This window comes from Acaricomes phytoseiuli DSM 14247 (assembly GCF_000376245.1).
Taxonomy (GTDB): Bacteria; Actinomycetota; Actinomycetes; order Actinomycetales; family Micrococcaceae; genus Renibacterium; species Renibacterium phytoseiuli.
The window spans coordinates 155,972-172,530 of record NZ_AQXM01000064.1 but is presented as its reverse complement, the minus strand read 5'-3'; the positions used below and the strand labels follow the sequence as shown (position 1 = coordinate 172,530).

The following is a 16,559-nucleotide window of genomic DNA, read 5'->3' as shown; positions in this document are numbered from 1 at the left end:
AGCCCGGAGTTTCCCGGATGACGGGAGTCTCCGCGCAGTCGCTCACTGAGAGCCTCGCCGAAGTGGAGCCGAAGCTGGGTTCAGCCACGCTTGAATTAGCCAGCGAGATCTTCGGAGTGCTCCGGGTTATCGATGGGTCCGCGGGCTTGCGGCGGGCGCTGACGGATCCGGCTCGCGAGAGCGCGGAGAAGTCGGCGCTGCTCAGCTCGCTGGTCCAGGGCAAGGTTTCCCCGGAAGCCGAGCAGATCGTCACCAGCATGGCCACCAAACGCTGGGGTGCTGCGCGAGATTTGAGCGATGCACTGGAGGTGGTTGCGGCGACAACCGCGATCGCTGTGACCGAACGTGTTGGAGCCTCCGAAGGCGCTCCGCTCAGCAGTCTGGAGGCCCTGGCCCATGAGCTCTTCACTTTCCGGGGCACGGTTGCTGATAGCCATGAGCTGCAGCGGGCACTTAATGAACCCCAGGCGACTGAAGAAGCGAAGACCGCGCTGGCCATGCGCCTGGTTCCTGGAGCCAGTGAACCAGCGCGACTGCTGATCAGCCAGGCGGTATCCGCTCCGCGCGGTTCCCGGCCGGAGAAACTGGTCGAGGACTTCGCTGCCCTCGCGGTGGGCCGCCAACAGCGGTGGATCGCCTCGGTCGAGGTGAGCCGGCCGCTCAGTGCCGAGCAGGAGCAGCGGCTTGCCGCAGGCCTCAAACGGCTTTACGGCCGAGAACTGACGGTCAACATCAGCGTGCAGCCGGCCCTGGTCGGCGGAGTGCGCGTGAAAGTTGCCGATGAAGTGGTCGACGCTTCGGTGATGAACCGCCTGAGCGAGCTTCGCCGCCAGCTAGTCTGAGAAGAACGAACGTTTAGTAGTACCCGAGCAATGAGCACACCGGTCGCCAGATCCGATGGCGATCATCAACAACGAGGAAGAGCAGGGAAAGCAGATGGCTGCAACCTCAGAGGGATTGTCCATCAATGCCGAGGACGTGCGCGCTGCACTCAATGAGTTCGCGGCATCCTACGAGCCCGGTAACGCAGAGCGCGTCGAGGTCGGTCGGGTCACCACCGCCAGCGATGGTATCGCCCGGGTCGAGGGACTGCCCTCGGTCATGGCCAATGAGCTATTGCGCTTCGAAGACGGGACCCTGGGCCTGGCCCAGAACCTCGATGTGCGCGAGATCGGAGTCATCGTCCTCGGTGACTTCAAGGGCATCGAAGAAGGTCAGGAAGTTCACCGCACCGGTGAGATCCTCTCCGTCCCGGTCGGCGACGCCTTCCTGGGCCGCGTGGTGGACCCGCTGGGCCAGCCCATCGATGATCTCGGCACCATTGAGGCTGAGGGAACCCGTGCACTGGAACTGCAGGCGCCCGGTGTGACCGAGCGCAAGAGCGTGCACGAGCCGATGCAGACCGGAATCAAGGCCATCGATTCCATGATCCCGATCGGCCGTGGCCAGCGGCAGCTGATTATCGGTGACCGCCAGACCGGTAAGACCGCGATCGCGGTGGATACCATCATCAACCAGAAGGACAACTGGGCTACCGGCGATCCCACCAAGCAGGTCCGCTGCATCTACGTGGCGATCGGCCAGAAGGCTTCTACGATCGCGGCAGTACGGCAGACCCTTGAGGATAACGGCGCGCTGGAGTACACCACTATCGTGGCCTCCCCGGCCTCTGACCCGGCTGGCTTCAAATACCTGGCCCCCTATGCGGGCTCGGCTATCGGTCAGCACTGGATGTACGGCGGCAAGCACGTTCTGATCGTCTTCGATGATCTCTCCAAGCAGGCTGAGGCCTATCGTGCGGTATCTCTGCTGCTGCGCCGCCCGCCGGGCCGTGAAGCCTACCCGGGTGACGTCTTCTACTTGCATTCCCGACTGCTGGAGCGCTGCGCAAAGCTCTCCGATGAGCTCGGTGCCGGTTCGATGACTGGCCTGCCGATCATCGAGACCAAGGCGAATGACGTTTCCGCGTATATTCCGACCAACGTCATCTCCATCACCGACGGCCAGATCTTCCTGCAGTCGGACCTCTTCAACGCTAACCAGCGCCCCGCCGTAGACGTCGGCGTCTCGGTGTCCCGTGTGGGCGGTGCCGCGCAGGTGAAGTCGATGAAGAAGGTCTCCGGTACTTTGAAGCTGGATCTGGCCCAGTATCGAGATATGCAGGCCTTCGCGATGTTCGCCTCGGATCTCGATGCCGCCTCCAGGCAGCAGTTGACCCGTGGTGCTCGGCTCATGGAGCTCCTCAAGCAGCCGCAGTACACGCCGTACCCGGTAGCGGAGCAGGTCATCTCGATCTGGGCCGGCACCAACGGCTACCTGGACGACGTTCCGGTGGAGGACGTCAGCCGCTTCGAAAGCGAGCTCCTGGATCACCTCCGGCACAGCGGCACGGTACTGACCACGCTGCGGGAGACCAACCAGCTCGATGACGACACGGTCGAAGCGCTCAAGACCGCCGTGGTCGACTTCAAGCAGGGTTTCTTCGGCGAAGGCCACGATCACTTGGTGGAAGCCGGCAGTGAAGAGCACGATGCTCTCGCCGCCGATCAGGTGGACCAAGAGAAGATCGTCAAGCAGAAGCGCTAGCCACGCCCGAAGGCTGAGCCGCAGCAGTCTAGCGGCGGCTCAGCCTTTCGGGAATATCTTCGGCAAGAACCGAAAGGAAAACTATGGGAGCCCAGATCCGGGTCTACCGCCAGAAGATTGCCTCGACATCGTCGCTGCGCAAGATGTTCAAGGCGATGGAACTGATCGCAACCTCGCGCATCGGCAAGGCGCGTGCCCGTGTTGCTGCTTCGGCACCCTACGCCTCAGCGATCACCCGCGCTGTCTCTGCAGTCTCTTCGCAGTCTGAGATCGATCATCCGCTGACCACGGAACCGGCACAGAGCCGTCGCGCTGCGGTGCTCATCCTCACTGCTGACCGGGGCCAGGCCGGCGCCTATTCTTCAACCATCATTAAGCGTGGCGAGCAGCTCGCCGAACTGCTGCGTGAAGAAGGCAAGGAAGTCAAGAGCTACCTCGTCGGCCGCAAAGGCCAGGCGTATTTCGATTTCCGCGAGCGCCCCTATGCCAAGGTGTGGAGCGGCAACACCGATAATCCGGAGTTTGCCACGGCCCAGGACATCGGCAAGACGCTGCTGGAGGACTTCAACCTTGCCTTCGAAGAAGGCGGAGTCGACGAGATCCACATCGTCTACACCCAGTTCAAGTCGATGGTCCTCCAGGAACCGGTCGTCATCCGGCTGCTGCCCCTGGAGGTCGTCGAGGAGGAAGTGACGCAGAGTAGTGATCTCCTGCCGCTCTACGAGTACGAACCGGAACCGGAAGCGGTTTTGGACGCGCTGCTTCCGCGGTACATCGAGTCTCGGATCTTCGCAGCCATGCTCCAGGCTGCGGCGAGCGAACTCGCTTCTCGGCAGCGCGCGATGAAGAACGCCGGGGACAACGCCACCGATCTGATCAATAAATACACCCGTCTGCGCAACACTGCACGTCAGGCCGAGATCACTCAGGAGCTCTCCGAGATCATCGCCGGTGCGGATGCGCTGAGCGCTTCCTGAGCCGCCGCACAGCCACCCCGAACAGGGAGGCGCGCAGTAAGCTCTTAGTAAGAAACTTTAGTAACTCCAGCTACCTAATGAAGTGAGAGAGATGACCGCCACCACCACTGAGCAAGCCGCTGTCAGTACCGGCGCGACCGGCCGCATTGCCCGCGTCATCGGCCCCGTCGTGGACGTTGAATTCCCGGCGGATGCGATTCCGGAGATCTACAACGCACTCACCGCAGAGGTCACCCTCGGCGGGCAGAGCCACACCATCACCTTCGAGACCTCGCAGCACTTGGGCGATAACCTGGTGCGTGCCATCTCCCTCCAGGCCACTGACGGCCTGGTCCGCGGCGCGACGGTTCAGGATACGGGTCAGCCGATCTCGGTACCGGTGGGCGATGTCGTCAAAGGCCATATCTTCAACGTGCTCGGCGAGCTGCTGGACGTTCCCGCTGCCGAGCTGGAGATCACCGAGCGCTGGCCGATCCACCGCAAGGCGCCTTCTTTCGCGAACCTCGAGGGTTCCACCGAGATGCTGGAGACCGGCATCAAGGTGATCGACTTGCTCACCCCTTACATCAAGGGCGGCAAGATCGGACTCTTTGGCGGTGCCGGTGTCGGTAAGACGGTTCTGATCCAGGAAATGATCACCCGTGTGGCCCGTAACTTCGGCGGTACCTCCGTATTCGCCGGGGTAGGGGAGCGCACCCGTGAGGGCAACGACCTCTGGGTGGAAATGGACGAGGCGGGAGTGCTCAAGGACACCGCGCTGGTCTTCGGCCAGATGGATGAGCCGCCGGGAACGCGTCTGCGGGTAGCGCTGTCCGCGCTGACCATGGCAGAGTACTTCCGCGATGTGCAGAACCAGGATGTGCTGCTGTTCATCGATAATATCTTCCGGTTCACCCAGGCCGGTTCCGAGGTCTCCACGCTGCTGGGCCGGATGCCTTCCGCGGTGGGCTACCAGCCGAACCTGGCCGATGAGATGGGTCTGCTCCAGGAGCGGATCACCTCGACCAAGGGCCATTCGATCACCTCGATGCAGGCGATCTACGTGCCCGCTGACGACTACACCGACCCGGCTCCGGCGACGACCTTCGCGCACCTGGATGCAACCACCGAGCTCTCCCGTGAGATCGCTTCCCGTGGTCTGTATCCCGCAGTGGATCCGCTGACCTCCACCTCGCGCATCCTTGACCCGCAGTACATCGGTAAAGAGCACTACGATGTCGCGGTGCGGGTCAAGCAGATCCTGCAGAAGAACAAGGAACTCCAGGACATTATCGCGATCCTCGGTGTCGACGAGCTCTCCGAAGAGGACAAGATCGTGGTGGCTCGGGCCCGGAGGATCCAGCAGTTCCTCTCCCAGAACACCTACACCGCTAAGCAGTTCACCGGGGTCGAGGGTTCGACGGTTTCCATCAAGGACACTATCGAAGGCTTCAAGATGATCTGCGACGGCGACGTCGACCACATCGCGGAGCAGGCGTTCTTCAACGTCGGCGGCATGGACGATGTCGAGCGTCAATGGGCCAAGATCCAGGAATCGACCAAGTAGTATGGCTGACTCACAGAACTCGCTCACGGTGGAGATCGTCGCGGCCGACCACTTCGTGTGGTCCGGACCGGCGAAGTCCGTGCGTGCCAGAACAGAGGACGGCGAGATCGGCATCCTGCCCGGTCACGTGCCGGTGCTCGCCATCCTGGCCCCGGGTGATCTGGTGATTGAGCCCATTGACGAAGAGCGCATCGAGACGCATATCGATGGCGGTTTCTTCTCAGTGGACAGCAACCGGGTGACTATTGTCGCGGACAATGTCCAGCTCCGCGGCAGCAGCGACAGCGCCACTGCAGAGCCCCGTTGAGCCCGGTGACGATGGACGATTTCGAGATCGTATTCATCGTCATCGTCTCGACATTGCTCCTCGCTGTGCTCACGGTTCTGGGCCTCTTCGCGCTCCGCCGTTTTCAACTGCGAAGCGCTCTTGGCACTATCGACGCCTCCATCCTCTATGTGGGAAACCGCTGGCGGATGGGGGTTTGTCGTTATCGTGATACTCAGCTGGAGTGGTTTCGACTCTTTTCTCTGAGTCCGCGGCCGGAATACGCTTTTCGACGCAGTTCACTGAAGATGCTTGGGTGGCGTCAGCCGGCGGAACAAGAACGCTCTTTAGTGCAGGCGGACCATGTGATCGTCTCGCTTTCCTATGAAGACCGCGAAGTCCTTCTGGCTATGCGATTCGATGCCTACGCGGGTCTCAATTCGTGGTTGGAAGCGGGGCCGGTGATAGGAGTGGGCACCTGGCGATAAGCGCCGGACGTCGAGCGGGTTAAAAGAAACGGTGCCTCCCAGGAGAACCTGGGAGGCACCGTTTCTTTTATTGAGACGAAGTCTCAGGCAATTGCGGTGACGCCGGTGGCCTGCGGGCCTTTAGCGCCTTCGCCGATCTCGAACTCAACACGCTGGTTCTCTTCCAGGGTGCGGAATCCATTGGTCTGGATTTCTGAATAGTGAACGAAAACATCCCTATCAGACTCGTCCGGAGTGATGAAACCGAAGCCCTTTTCGGCATTGAACCATTTCACGGTTCCCTGAGCCATATAACTATCTCCTCGTGGTGATACGTTGTGTTCCCCGAACGTTCGCGCGGGGCAGTCACTATGCGAGAAGTTTCTGGGCGACAGGTTTGCCGTTCCAAGCACTCCACGCTCGCAACTTACTTTTGTCCTGCGAGCATGAAAAACACGTACACAAAGACATACTAAGCATTTCACGAGGAATCTCTTAGGTCAATGAGCGTCATGATGTCGGGTCTGAATTCACGCGGAATTCATGGCGCGCTCTTCCGATCTGCTCTCTGTCCGCTCTGAGTTCATAGTGCGGGTGATTCTAATAATTGACCACAACGGAAAGTCTGCACTAACCGGCCCGCTTCGGAAAGCACGAGCACATCTGCCCGGAGGCCGCGTCGCAGACTGCCGAGTTCATCGGAGAGCCCCAGCATCCGAGCCGGGACTGCAGTGGCGCTCAGCACCGCTGCTTCCCACGGTACACCGGCGGCAACAGTGCGCAGAACCACCTGCAGCAGCGTCGCCATACCGCCGGCAATGGAACCGTTACTCTTCAGAGTGGCCATGCCCTCGCGGACGGTGACCTCCGCCGGCCCTAGACGGTACTCGCCGTCCGCCAGCCCGGTGGCCGCCATAGCATCGGTGACCAGCAGGATATTCGCGGCGCCGACGAGTTCGAAGACGGTGAGCACGGTATGCGGGTCGAGGTGAGTGCCGTCGGCGATCAGCTCTACGCAAGCCCGGCCGGAGCGGGCAGCCCGCAGACAGGCGGTCACCGGCCCGGGGCTGCGGTGATGAAGAGGGGGCATGCCGTTGAACAAATGCGTCACCGTGGGTCTGGCGCTGTGGCCGTCGAAGCCGCTGCCGGCAAGCCCATCGAAGGCCTGCATCAAGGAGGCGCCGGCGGTTGCGTCATCGGCATCGGTATGGCCTAAGGAGGGGATGACCCCGTGCTCGGTGAGCAGTTCGACCAGATCCGCTGCGCCGGGGAGCTCGGGGGCATAGGTCATGCTGGTGAGCTGGCCCTGCCCGGCACCGATCAGCCGCTGAGCCAGTGCCAGATCTGGAGCTTGTAGAAAAGCCGGATCCTGCGCCCCGCAGCGCGCTGCAGAAAGAAAGGGGCCTTCGAGGTGAATACCGGCGAGCAGCCCTTCTGCACTCAGGTCCGCATAGAGTTCTAGGCCGCGCAGGAGCGCTGCTTCCGAGGCGGTCACGAGAGAAGCCAGGAGCGTCGTCGTACCGTGCCGGTGGAGGAACGCGATGGCATCCCGGGCGTTGGCCTCCTCGGCCGCAGGGAAATCCGCGCCAGCGGCGCCGTGATTGTGCACATCGACCAAGCCCGGGATGATCTTCGCCTGCTCCGGCAGCGGCAATCGTTCGGCATCGGGGGCGGGGGAGAAATCACTGGCCGGGCCGGCGTAGCTGATGCGTTCCCCGTCGAGGACCACAAGCCCATCGTCAACGCGCGCACCATCGCTGATCAGGGTTCCGTGCAGGAGGCGCTGCGCCGTTGTGCTCATAGCATCGATCCTCTCATGGACATCTGCCGTAGCCGGCTCTGCCGGCGGGGCCTGGGGGCAGGTGAGAAGCCGATCGCGCAGCAGCGGAACGGGGTCAGAAAAGACGAGCGGAGATATCGTCTACGCCGCGCATGGCATCGTAATCCAGCGTGAGGCACTCGATACCCCGGTCCGTGGCCAACACCCGCGCCTGCGGCTTGATCTGCTGGGCAGCGAAGACGCCCCGTACCGGGGCCAGTAGCGGATCGCGGTTGAGTAGTTCCAGGTACCGGGTCAGCTGCTCGACGCCGTCGATATCGCCGCGTCGCTTGAGCTCTACCGCGACCGTGCTTCCGGCGGCATCGCGAGCGAGGATATCCACCGGACCGATCGCGGTGAAATATTCTCTGCGAATGAGCGTGAAGCCATGGCCCAGGGTCTCGATCTGCTCGGCGAGCAGTCGTTGCAGATCGGCTTCGACTCCGTCCTTGACGAGCCCTGGATCCACTCCGAGCTCGTGTTCGCTCTCGTGGAACTTCTCCGCGATCCGGACGATCAGGCGATCATCGCTTTTCGTCGACTGCACGGTCCACTGCTCGATCGTGCCATCATCCAGATCATGCTGTGCCACATGGAGCGTGGCTGGCGGGCTCATCCAGTTGAGCGGTTTATAGGAGCCGCCGTCGGAGTGCACCAGCACCGAGCCATCGGCTTTCACCAGTAGTAACCTGACCGCGGTGGGCAGGTGGGCTTTGAGCCGGCCTTCGTAATCAACGGAGCAACGGGCAATCACTAAACGCACAGGCAGTTATTTTACCGCCTCCCAGGAGCTGGAGCAGCATTACAATGAACCACTATGGGTCGTTCACGTCGTTCACGTCAGGTTCGGCGCGGGCAGCGCGGGGCTCCGGAAGAGCTCGATATCACCAGGATCCGGGCCGGTGAGCCACGGGTCGAATCCGCCGATGGTGCTGAATGGCTGGTGCGCCCGGTCACCGCCGAGGCCGCTGTCAAGGACTATCACTGCCCGGGTTGCAGCGGGGTCATCGCTTCGGGTACCGCGCATCTGGTGGTGTGGCGGCATGACTGGATGTTGGGGGAGGCCGATGCCATCGCTTCCCGTAGACACTGGCATAAGGCTTGCTGGCAGAAGCGCAGTTTCCGCCGGTGATCCGACGTCAGCTATTTCACCTGCGACTCCGTAGGATGGTGGTCATGCAGCTGAATGTGCCAGGAAACCCTGATGATCTGGAATTCACCGAGACTCGCCAGCCACGGGCGATCCGAGCTGGCTCGGTGCTACCGGCCCGCCGGGAGAACATCGAGTTGCATACTGAAGACGGCCTACGCCTGGTCGGGGAACTTGCGCTCCCGGAAGGCGATATCAAAGGCACTCTCGTCACCTTGCACCCGTTGCCGACCCATGACGGATTCATGGACTCCCATGTGATCCGGAAAGCTTCTTACCGGCTTCCGGCACTGGCGGGAATCGCCGTACTGCGGTTCAACACCCGTGGCACGGCATCGGCTCGCGGGGTCAGCGATGGTCAGTTCGAAGAAGGCGTAGGGGAGCGCGCCGATGTGCTGGCGGCTTCCCGCTTCGCCGCGGAGCGAGGTTTGCCTGGGCGATGGTTGCTGGGATGGTCCTTCGGCACCGAGCTGGCACTGAAGTACGGTGCCCTGCCGCCGGTTTCCGAGGAAACCGAAGGCGCGATTCTGCTCTCGCCTCCGGTGCACCGGGCAGGTAGCCAGGATCTCGATGCCTGGGCCGATTCCGCGCGGCCGCTCACGGTCTTGGTGCCGGAGCTCGACGATTACCTTCGCCCCGATGCGGCTGCAGAGCGGTTCGCCAGAGTGCCGCAGGCGAAGATGGTTCCCGTGTCCGGTGCCAAGCACCTCTGGGTGGGGGAGAAATTCGCCAATCGCGCGCTCGAAGAGATTGCCTCGACGGTACTGGCACGCACGGTGACCCTGCCTGCCGAATGGGCTGGTCCGATGGCCTCGGTTTAGAGACAGTCCATGAACGGAAAAGGATCTGAGGGGAGCGACTATCCTGCTCTTGTCGTGCTCTTCGCAGGTTCTTTCTCTTCCCGGATCACCTGCTCCATGCTCAGCGCTGGTCCTGACGTTTGAGCACGATCTCCTTGATCAGCAGCATGATCGAAGCAGCTGTCGGAATCGCGATAAGCGCTCCCAGAACCCCGAGCAGACTGCCGCCGGCGATCACCGAGATCACGACGACCGCCCCGGGCACCGCCACTGCATGCTGCATGATCCGCGGCGAGACCACATAGGCTTCGAACTGGAGGTAGCCGAAGTAGCAGATCGCATAGATCAGCGCTGGCTGCCAGCCGCCACTGAAGGCGATCAAGGTGACCAGCACGCCCGCGATGACGCCGCCGACTAAGGGGATGAAGGCCAGGAAGGCGACGAGGAACGCCAGCAGGATGCTGAAGGGCACACCGACGATCGACATCACGATGAAGGCGAAAAGCGCATTGAGGAAGGCCACGCAGGCCTGCCCCATGACGTAATTGCCCACTGAATGCGTGATCTGTTCGCTGAGTTCCTTGACGCGGTTGCGCCGGGAGCGCGGTGCTAGCTGGTATGCCCACTGCTTCATCGCGGGCAGCGAGGAGAGGAAATAGAGGCTCAGCACGGTCACGATCAGTGCTCCGAAGAGGCCATTGGCGATCGTCGAGCCCACATTCAGGACACCGCCGAACACGCCGCCGACGGCCTGGGAGTCAGTGGCGAATTTATTGAGCTCCTCGAGCATGCGGTTGCGGATACCGAACTGATTATCGATGGCTCGGAAGAAGTCGGAATCCAGGAATTGCTGCCCCCAGAGCGGAGCTCGTTCCACCAATTGCGTGGTCTGGTCTACGATGGTCGGGATCAAGGTGGCGAAGAAGGCTGTGACCGTGCCGATGACCACGACCACGATGGTCAGGATACTAGCCACCCGGGGGATTTTACGCCGTTCCATCCAGCGCACGACGGGATCCAGCCCGAGGGCGATGAAGAGTGCGGTCAGCATCCACACCAGAAGCTGGGTGGTGTTCTGCGCGATGAAGAGCAGGCCCATCGCGATGCCGATGCCGATGGTGAACAGGAAGCCGAAGTGGATGGGATGGCTGACCGTCACCGGTTTGCTGGCTTCTGAGTTAGTCGACGGAGAGCTCTTCTGGTCGGAATTGGAAGCTGCTCCTGCATTGTTAGCGCAGCCCTCCCGCGGTTCGGACTTCGGCTGCAACCGCCTTTGCATCCGGGACCACCAACTGCCGGAAGCACGTTCTGCGCCCCGCGCTGCATGATTCTCGCTGTCCACTTGGATTCCTTTACTGTCTTCTCGCAGGGGAAGCTGCCTGGAACACGATGCCACTCGGTGATCCGAGCCGTGCCTGAGCAACCCCCTGCACTCGCCTGCTGCTCTGTTGCCTAGCTATGTTTTTACCATGCAATTGCTGCGACAACGTATTCAGTGCGGTATTCAGTGAGACCCTCCGTTCCCGTGCCGGAAGCGCTTGCACGCGCTCGGTGCCGGGATCCGGGCTTTTCCGACGGCTAGGGTCGCAGTGTTTTCGACAAGGGTGTTAACGATGCCGAGAGCGATGGGGTAGCCGAAGGGCCGCCCGGCAAGGTTACCCTAGTAGGAGTAAGGAACGTAGGGTAACGAGGATACTTTCGAGGTTAATCACGTGAGATCAAAGTTGAAGTGGCTGGTGCCACTGGGCGTTATCGTGCTCGGTGCGCTCGTCCTGCTAGCAGGGATCGGACAGCGCACCTGGTGGCAGCCGCCGGCAACCTTGAACGCCCAGGTAGATATCACCGGGCTGGAAACAGGCAGTGACGCCCCGCTGGTGATGATCGAAGACAGTGCGCTGAATCAGCGTAGCGGGCCCGTGACCGTCACCGTCCAGGGCAGTGGAAACCTCTTGCTCGCGCAGGGGCGCAGTGACGACGTTAACGCCTGGGTCGGGAAGACCGCACGGCTCGCGATCACTGGGATCAACGACTCTTTCTCAGCGTTGGATACTAATTACGCTAATGAGGGCGGGCCCAAGGCTAGCCCCGCTGGTTCCGATCTGTGGATCGAACAGCAGCAAGCCCAAGGCGAACTAACGTATCAGTGGCTTCCGCCGGATAACGGGCAGTGGTCTCTGCTGCTAGCCAGTGACGGCACCGCTCCCGCTGCACAGGAGGTCTCCTTGTCCGTGGCCAATGACAATTCGACCCCGTGGGCCGTTCCGCTCATGATCATCGGTGGCGTGCTGATCGCCATCGGTATTCTGCTCTGGCTTCTCCTCGGCGCGATGAGTCGCCGCGGCGGCTCAGGCCGACGCATCCTCGGCTCAGGCGCTGCCTCGATCCTGCTGCTGTTCACGGTAGGGCTTCCCGCAGCGGTTCTGGTGACGCCGGAGCGAGCCGAAGCGCAAGAGAGCGGTGCACCGGCATCAGCCGAGGCCGGTGCAGGAGCACCGCCGGTGCTCACGGATGAGCAGTTCTCTCGGGTGCTCAACGCCGTGACCGCAGCGGTGACCCAAGCCGATGCGGCGAAGGACAGCAAGCTCCTGGAGCCCCGGGTAGCAGATCAAGCCCTGCAGGATCGCAGCGCCAATTATCAGATTCGCGCCACGGCACCGGATTACGAAGCGCGGGAGAGCGTAGCGTCTACCGAGCTGCTCAGCCGAATCATCACCACTGATCGGGACTGGCCGCGGACCGTGGTCGCAGTAACCAAGAGCGAGCAGAACGTTGTGCCGCAGGTTCTGGTGCTCAAGCAGAACTCCGCCAGGGAGAACTACAAGCTCACCTCCACTGCCCGGATTTTGCCCGGGCTGACGTTGCCGCAACCGGAGAGCACGGGCGAGCTGACCCTGGCGTCCGATACCACTCAGGGAGTGGCGACGAGCCCGGAGGGGGCCTTCAACAGCCTGGCGGATGCACTTAGCAATCCGCAGGGTGAATCCCGAGGCAAATTCGCGGACTCCGCTTTCCTGAACGACACCAGGGACCTGCAGTCGAAGCTGGTCAACGATAGCCAGGACGCGAACTTCACCTTCAAGCATTCGGTGGTCCCGGATTCAGTCACGGTGTTTCGGTCTGAGGACGGCGGACTCATCGTCCTAGGAAACCTGACGTTCACGGTTGAGGCAACGCCCAAGTCCGAGAACGCCACCCTGACGCTGACCGATGACGGGTCCAAGGCCCTGGCCGGTGGCAGCTCGACCCAGAACGGATTCACCTTGGACTTTTCGGAGAACGCGGTGCTGACCATTCCGCCGGGATCGGACCCGGCGTCGATCACGGTAGTCGCCGCTGAGCGGGCTCTGGTCGGCGCATCATTCAAATGAGTTTTCCGGATCGCTGATGCACTGAGCAATGCACCGGGCTCCCTCGGGGGCCGGTGCATTGCTTATTCCGGATAAACTGGCGGTATGACTGATCTGCCGGCCACCCCGAATCCTCAACCGTCTTCAGCCACGAGGGGAGCCGGAGCAGGCGCCCCGACCGGTGCGCGCTTGCGCGGTGCAGTCGACCTTTCTGGGCTGAACCCATCCGGCGGGTCGTCGCCTCAGGCACGGCAAGCCGGCGCTGAAGGCTGGGGCGCGGGGGCCGCAGCGTCCGCGATAGCTGGCTTCGCTATCGACGTGACCGAGCAGACTTTCCCCGAGATCGTCCAGCTTTCCACGGAGGTCCCCGTGGTAGTGGCGATGCACGCGGCCTTCTCGCCGCAGTCCAGGGCGATGGTTGGCACGATGGAGCGTCTGACAGAGGCGCTGAACGGGCGCATCCTGTTGGCCAGAGCCGATATCGAGGCTTTCCCGCAGCTCGCCCAGGCTTTCGGGGTGCAAGGAGTGCCCGCAGTGGTTGCATTGCTCAAAAGCCAGCCGGTGCCGCTCTTCAATGGTGAACTCAGCGAAGCAGAGGCCAGCCAGTACCTCGATGAGCTGCTTCGGATCGCCGAAGCCAACGGCGTCTCCGGAACGCTGCCTGCCGGTGCGGCACCTGTTGGTGCGGAGCCCGCCGAGCCCGAGCTGCCCCCGCTGCATCAAGAAGCGGTAGATGCGATCGACCGGGGGGATCTGGCAGCTGCGGTAGCGGCATACCGGAAGGCTATCGCGCAGAGCCCCGGGGACTCCGAGGCCAAAGCCGGCCTGGCCCAGGTCTGCCTGATGCAGCGCACCGACGCCATGGACGCCGCCCAGGTCGATGCTGTGCGCACTCAAGCCGCTGAACAGCCGGACGATCTCGAAGCGCAGTTGGCGGTAGCGGATATCGACCTGCTCGGAGGCCACGTCGAGGACGCGCTCAATCGAGTAGTCGGTTTCATCGCCGCGCATCCTGCCGCTCCGGATCAACGGGAGCAGGCCAGGGTCCGGGTGCTCGAACTCTTCGAAGTGGTCGGCCTGAGCGATCCCCGTGTGGCCAAGGCCCGTCAGGCCCTGGCCCGCGCGCTCTTCTGAGCCGCCGAGCGAGGAGCCTCGGGAATAAGCCGGTGCTGCGGCTGCGCTACTAGCACTATGACTCTTTTCGATCCGCTGGTGCTCCGCGAGCTGACTTTCAAGAACCGTGCCTGGCTGTCACCGATGTGCCAGTACTCTGCAGGCTCTGATGGAGTCCCGACGGACTGGCATCTGGTTCATCTGGGCCAGTACGCCCTGGGCGGCGCCGGTTTGATCATGACGGAAGCGACTGCGGTGTCCCCGGAGGGGCGGATCAGCCCGCAGGACACCGGAATCTATACTGACGAACAGGTCTCAGCCTGGCGAAGAATCGTCGACTTCCTGCACGTGCACGGGGCCCGAGTCGGCATGCAGTTAGCGCATGCCGGACGGAAAGCATCCACGTACAGTCCCATGGCCTCCGAGCGCGGCTCGGTTCCGCTCGATCAGGGCGGCTGGCAAACTCTCGCTCCATGAGCGCAGGCTTATCCTGGGTTGGCCGTCCCCGCGGCGATGGACGAATCCCAGATCGAGCGTCTGATCCAGGACTTCGCCGAGGGTGCGCAGCGGGCGCTGGATGCGGGGTTCGACACCTTGGAGATCCATGCCGCGCACGGCTATCTGCTGCACGAATTCATGAGCCCGCTGAGTAATCAGCGCGATGACGACTGGGGAGGCTCGGAAGACAAACGCTTCCGGCTGCCGCTGGAGGTCATCACCGCGGTGCGCGGCGTGATCCCGGAGGGGATGCCCTTACTGCTCAGGGTTTCCGCCAGTGACTGGCTCGCCGGAGGTCTTGACGCCGAGGTCGTACAGCGCTTCGCGCAGCGGGCCAAAGAGCGCGGAGCGGATATGATCGACGTCTCCAGCGGCGGCCTGCTGCCCGCTGAAATTCCGGTATCACCGGGTTATCAGACCGCATTCGCCGCCCTGATCCGCCGGAAAGCGGATCTTCCCACTGCGGCGGTCGGGATGATCATCGAAGCGGCTCAAGCCGAACACATCGTGACGAGCGGGCAGGCCGATGCGGTCATGCTGGGCCGGGTCGCGCTGCGCGATCCGCACTGGTGGCTGCGTGCTGCCCAGTCACTGGGCATCAAGCCGGATCTCGTTCCGCAGTACGAGCGGGCTGTGCCCAGCACTGGATCCTGAGGCTGGTTCCCGGAACCTGCGGATTGGCGTGCGACAAAGTCCATAGCACAATGGTGGTGGCCGAAACTGTCGGCCGCAGGCCGACAGCGGGGAATCAGTGAGGAAGCGGAGCCTATGGAAGTCGTCATCCTGCCTGGGAAAGAAGAAGCGGGAATCCTCGCCGCGGACGCCGTCGAAGCACTGCTGCGGGCCACACCGGATGCTGTTCTGGGACTTGCCACCGGCTCCTCACCTTTGCCGATCTATGACGAGCTGGCTCGGCGGCACCGGGAGCAGGGCCTGAGCTTCGCCGGCGCCAGCGGGTTCGCACTCGATGAATACGTAGGGCTCCCGCCGGGCCACCCGGAGTCCTATCGGGAGGTCATCCGGCGCGAATTCACGGACCGGGTGGATATCGACCCCGCCCGGGTCCATGCTCCGGACGGCACAGCTGCCGATATCCCGGCGGCTTGCGCGGAGTACGAAAGTCGGATTGATCGGGCAGGGGGAGTGGATCTGCAGATCCTGGGCCTGGGCAGTGACGGCCATCTCGGCTTCAACGAGCCGGGTTCCTCACTGGCCTCCCGAACCCGGATCAAAACATTGACGGAGCGCACGCGCCAGGATAACGCCAGATTCTTCGATTCGGCCGCCGAGGTGCCCCAGCACGTGGTGACCCAGGGCCTCGGTACGATCATGGAAGCCAGGCATCTGCTGCTGATCGTCACGGGTGAGCACAAAGCAGATGCCGTTCACGCTGCTGTGGAGGGGCCGCTGACGGCTCGCTGCCCGGGATCGCTTCTGCAGTGGCACTCGCATGTCACGGTGCTCATCGACGAACCGGCTGCGGCGCGGCTGGAACTCGCCGACTACTACCGTCATACCTGGGCGAATAAACCGGATTGGCAGGGTCTCTGAGGGCGGTCTCCAGTCATTGCTCCACGGCTGTAGCGCCATGAGGTTTGCCGGTTCGACGGAGTTGGGCGCAATGGAGCCGGCTTCCATCAGCCGGTAGGATGGTGGCTATGAGCTTGCCACCAGATCCTTTTGAGAATGATCCCGGCAGCGGGCCGAACGGCCCCGGGGGATCAACCGCTACTCTGGAACGGACCGAGCAGCGGGAGCAGCTCGAACCTGGTGATGCTGAACGTTTCTCGCATTACGTGCGCAAGGAGAAGATCCTTGAATCCGCGCTGAGCGGCGAATCGGTGATCGCACTGTGCGGAAAAGTCTGGACTCCTGGCCGAGATCCGAAAAAATTTCCGGTCTGCCCGCAGTGCAAGGCCATCTACGAGGGGCTACGTCCTGGGAACGACGACGGCGACAAGAAAAAGTAAGCAGCAGCACTATCAGCTATC

The 16,559-nt window shown here is 62.5% G+C and carries 16 protein-coding genes and 1 pseudogene; 13 read left to right on the top strand and 4 right to left on the bottom strand.

Going from position 1 to position 16,559, the window contains the following annotated elements; all coding sequences use genetic code 11:
* The first annotated feature begins 17 nt into the window (after positions 1–17).
* The 6 genes from C501_RS0111455 (at position 18) to C501_RS0111430 (ending at position 5,862) form a co-directional block, all read left to right on the top strand.
* Positions 18–842, top strand: coding sequence for a F0F1 ATP synthase subunit delta (locus C501_RS0111455; RefSeq protein WP_026174872.1), 825 nt, complete (start codon positions 18–20; stop codon positions 840–842).
* A 55-nt stretch (positions 843–897) separates the two neighbouring features.
* Complete coding sequence (atpA, locus tag C501_RS0111450; RefSeq protein ID WP_018135775.1) at positions 898–2,586, top strand: F0F1 ATP synthase subunit alpha; 1,689 nt, start codon at positions 898–900, stop codon at positions 2,584–2,586.
* An 83-nt stretch (positions 2,587–2,669) separates the two neighbouring features.
* Positions 2,670–3,563 carry a F0F1 ATP synthase subunit gamma gene (locus tag C501_RS0111445; protein ID WP_018135774.1) on the top strand — a complete coding sequence of 298 codons (894 nt, stop codon included), beginning with the start codon at positions 2,670–2,672 and terminating at the stop codon, positions 3,561–3,563.
* A gap of 91 nt (positions 3,564–3,654) precedes the next feature.
* Positions 3,655–5,109, top strand: a complete 1,455-nt coding sequence (gene atpD / locus C501_RS0111440; RefSeq protein WP_026174870.1) for a F0F1 ATP synthase subunit beta — start codon at positions 3,655–3,657, stop codon at positions 5,107–5,109.
* Between the two features lies 1 nt (position 5,110).
* Positions 5,111–5,416: a F0F1 ATP synthase subunit epsilon gene (locus C501_RS0111435; RefSeq protein ID WP_018135772.1), complete on the top strand. Its 306-nt coding sequence runs from the start codon at positions 5,111–5,113 to the stop codon at positions 5,414–5,416.
* 11 nt (positions 5,417–5,427) lie between these two features.
* Entirely contained in the window at positions 5,428–5,862 is a 435-nt protein-coding gene (locus C501_RS0111430; RefSeq protein ID WP_018135771.1) for a DUF2550 domain-containing protein, read from the top strand.
* Positions 5,863–5,945: 83 nt separating this feature from the next.
* Here the strand turns inward: C501_RS0111430 and C501_RS0111425 are convergent, their stop codons facing one another.
* From C501_RS0111425 to nucS, 3 genes are all read right to left on the bottom strand, one after another.
* Complete coding sequence (locus C501_RS0111425; protein WP_018135770.1) at positions 5,946–6,152, bottom strand: cold-shock protein; 207 nt, start codon at positions 6,150–6,152, stop codon at positions 5,946–5,948.
* A gap of 272 nt (positions 6,153–6,424) precedes the next feature.
* Positions 6,425–7,642, bottom strand: coding sequence for an N-acetylglucosamine-6-phosphate deacetylase (locus C501_RS13360; RefSeq protein WP_018135769.1), 1,218 nt, complete (start codon positions 7,640–7,642; stop codon positions 6,425–6,427).
* A 94-nt stretch (positions 7,643–7,736) separates the two neighbouring features.
* The gene (gene nucS / locus C501_RS0111415) at positions 7,737–8,423 is read right to left on the bottom strand and encodes an endonuclease NucS (RefSeq protein WP_018135768.1); all 687 of its coding nucleotides are present in this window, start codon (positions 8,421–8,423) and stop codon (positions 7,737–7,739) included.
* A gap of 54 nt (positions 8,424–8,477) precedes the next feature.
* On the opposite strand from nucS, the gene C501_RS0111410 reads away from it, so the two are divergent.
* Positions 8,478–8,792 (top strand): hypothetical protein, encoded by a 315-nt coding sequence (locus C501_RS0111410; protein WP_018135767.1) that lies wholly within the window; start codon positions 8,478–8,480, stop codon positions 8,790–8,792.
* A 35-nt stretch (positions 8,793–8,827) separates the two neighbouring features.
* Positions 8,828–9,631 carry an alpha/beta hydrolase gene (locus C501_RS0111405; protein WP_018135766.1) on the top strand — a complete coding sequence of 268 codons (804 nt, stop codon included), beginning with the start codon at positions 8,828–8,830 and terminating at the stop codon, positions 9,629–9,631.
* A 100-nt stretch (positions 9,632–9,731) separates the two neighbouring features.
* On the opposite strand, the gene C501_RS0111400 is transcribed toward C501_RS0111405, so the two are convergent.
* Positions 9,732–10,889 carry an AI-2E family transporter gene (locus C501_RS0111400; protein WP_018135765.1) on the bottom strand — a complete coding sequence of 386 codons (1,158 nt, stop codon included), beginning with the start codon at positions 10,887–10,889 and terminating at the stop codon, positions 9,732–9,734.
* A 433-nt stretch (positions 10,890–11,322) separates the two neighbouring features.
* On the opposite strand from C501_RS0111400, the gene C501_RS0111395 reads away from it, so the two are divergent.
* The 5 genes and pseudogenes from C501_RS0111395 (at position 11,323) to C501_RS0111375 (ending at position 16,538) form a co-directional block, all read left to right on the top strand.
* Positions 11,323–12,978, top strand: coding sequence for a DUF8094 domain-containing protein (locus C501_RS0111395; RefSeq protein ID WP_156807753.1), 1,656 nt, complete (start codon positions 11,323–11,325; stop codon positions 12,976–12,978).
* Between the two features lie 84 nt (positions 12,979–13,062).
* Positions 13,063–14,091 carry a tetratricopeptide repeat protein gene (locus tag C501_RS0111390; protein ID WP_018135763.1) on the top strand — a complete coding sequence of 343 codons (1,029 nt, stop codon included), beginning with the start codon at positions 13,063–13,065 and terminating at the stop codon, positions 14,089–14,091.
* A 57-nt stretch (positions 14,092–14,148) separates the two neighbouring features.
* Positions 14,149–15,222: pseudogene (locus C501_RS13355) on the top strand (NADH:flavin oxidoreductase/NADH oxidase).
* A gap of 114 nt (positions 15,223–15,336) precedes the next feature.
* Complete coding sequence (gene nagB / locus C501_RS0111380) at positions 15,337–16,119, top strand: glucosamine-6-phosphate deaminase (protein ID WP_018135760.1); 783 nt, start codon at positions 15,337–15,339, stop codon at positions 16,117–16,119.
* Between the two features lie 98 nt (positions 16,120–16,217).
* Positions 16,218–16,538 (top strand): DUF3039 domain-containing protein, encoded by a 321-nt coding sequence (locus tag C501_RS0111375; RefSeq protein WP_018135759.1) that lies wholly within the window; start codon positions 16,218–16,220, stop codon positions 16,536–16,538.
* Positions 16,539–16,559: the final 21 nt, after the last annotated feature.

Coding starts and splice junctions, on each gene's coding strand:
- C501_RS0111405 (WP_018135766.1), top strand. CDS start 8,828: ATGGTGGTCATGCAGCTGAATGTGCCAGGAAACCCTGATGATCTGGAA.
- C501_RS0111400 (WP_018135765.1), bottom strand. CDS start 10,889: ATGCAAAGGCGGTTGCAGCCGAAGTCCGAACCGCGGGAGGGCTGCGCT.
- C501_RS0111445 (WP_018135774.1), top strand. CDS start 2,670: ATGGGAGCCCAGATCCGGGTCTACCGCCAGAAGATTGCCTCGACATCG.
- C501_RS0111375 (WP_018135759.1), top strand. CDS start 16,218: ATGGTGGCTATGAGCTTGCCACCAGATCCTTTTGAGAATGATCCCGGC.
- C501_RS0111435 (WP_018135772.1), top strand. CDS start 5,111: ATGGCTGACTCACAGAACTCGCTCACGGTGGAGATCGTCGCGGCCGAC.
- C501_RS0111425 (WP_018135770.1), bottom strand. CDS start 6,152: ATGGCTCAGGGAACCGTGAAATGGTTCAATGCCGAAAAGGGCTTCGGT.
- C501_RS0111430 (WP_018135771.1), top strand. CDS start 5,428: ATGGACGATTTCGAGATCGTATTCATCGTCATCGTCTCGACATTGCTC.
- C501_RS13360 (WP_018135769.1), bottom strand. CDS start 7,642: ATGAGCACAACGGCGCAGCGCCTCCTGCACGGAACCCTGATCAGCGAT.
- nagB (WP_018135760.1), top strand. CDS start 15,337: ATGGAAGTCGTCATCCTGCCTGGGAAAGAAGAAGCGGGAATCCTCGCC.
- C501_RS0111410 (WP_018135767.1), top strand. CDS start 8,478: ATGGGTCGTTCACGTCGTTCACGTCAGGTTCGGCGCGGGCAGCGCGGG.
- atpA (WP_018135775.1), top strand. CDS start 898: ATGGCGATCATCAACAACGAGGAAGAGCAGGGAAAGCAGATGGCTGCA.
- atpD (WP_026174870.1), top strand. CDS start 3,655: ATGACCGCCACCACCACTGAGCAAGCCGCTGTCAGTACCGGCGCGACC.
- C501_RS0111390 (WP_018135763.1), top strand. CDS start 13,063: ATGACTGATCTGCCGGCCACCCCGAATCCTCAACCGTCTTCAGCCACG.
- C501_RS0111455 (WP_026174872.1), top strand. CDS start 18: ATGACGGGAGTCTCCGCGCAGTCGCTCACTGAGAGCCTCGCCGAAGTG.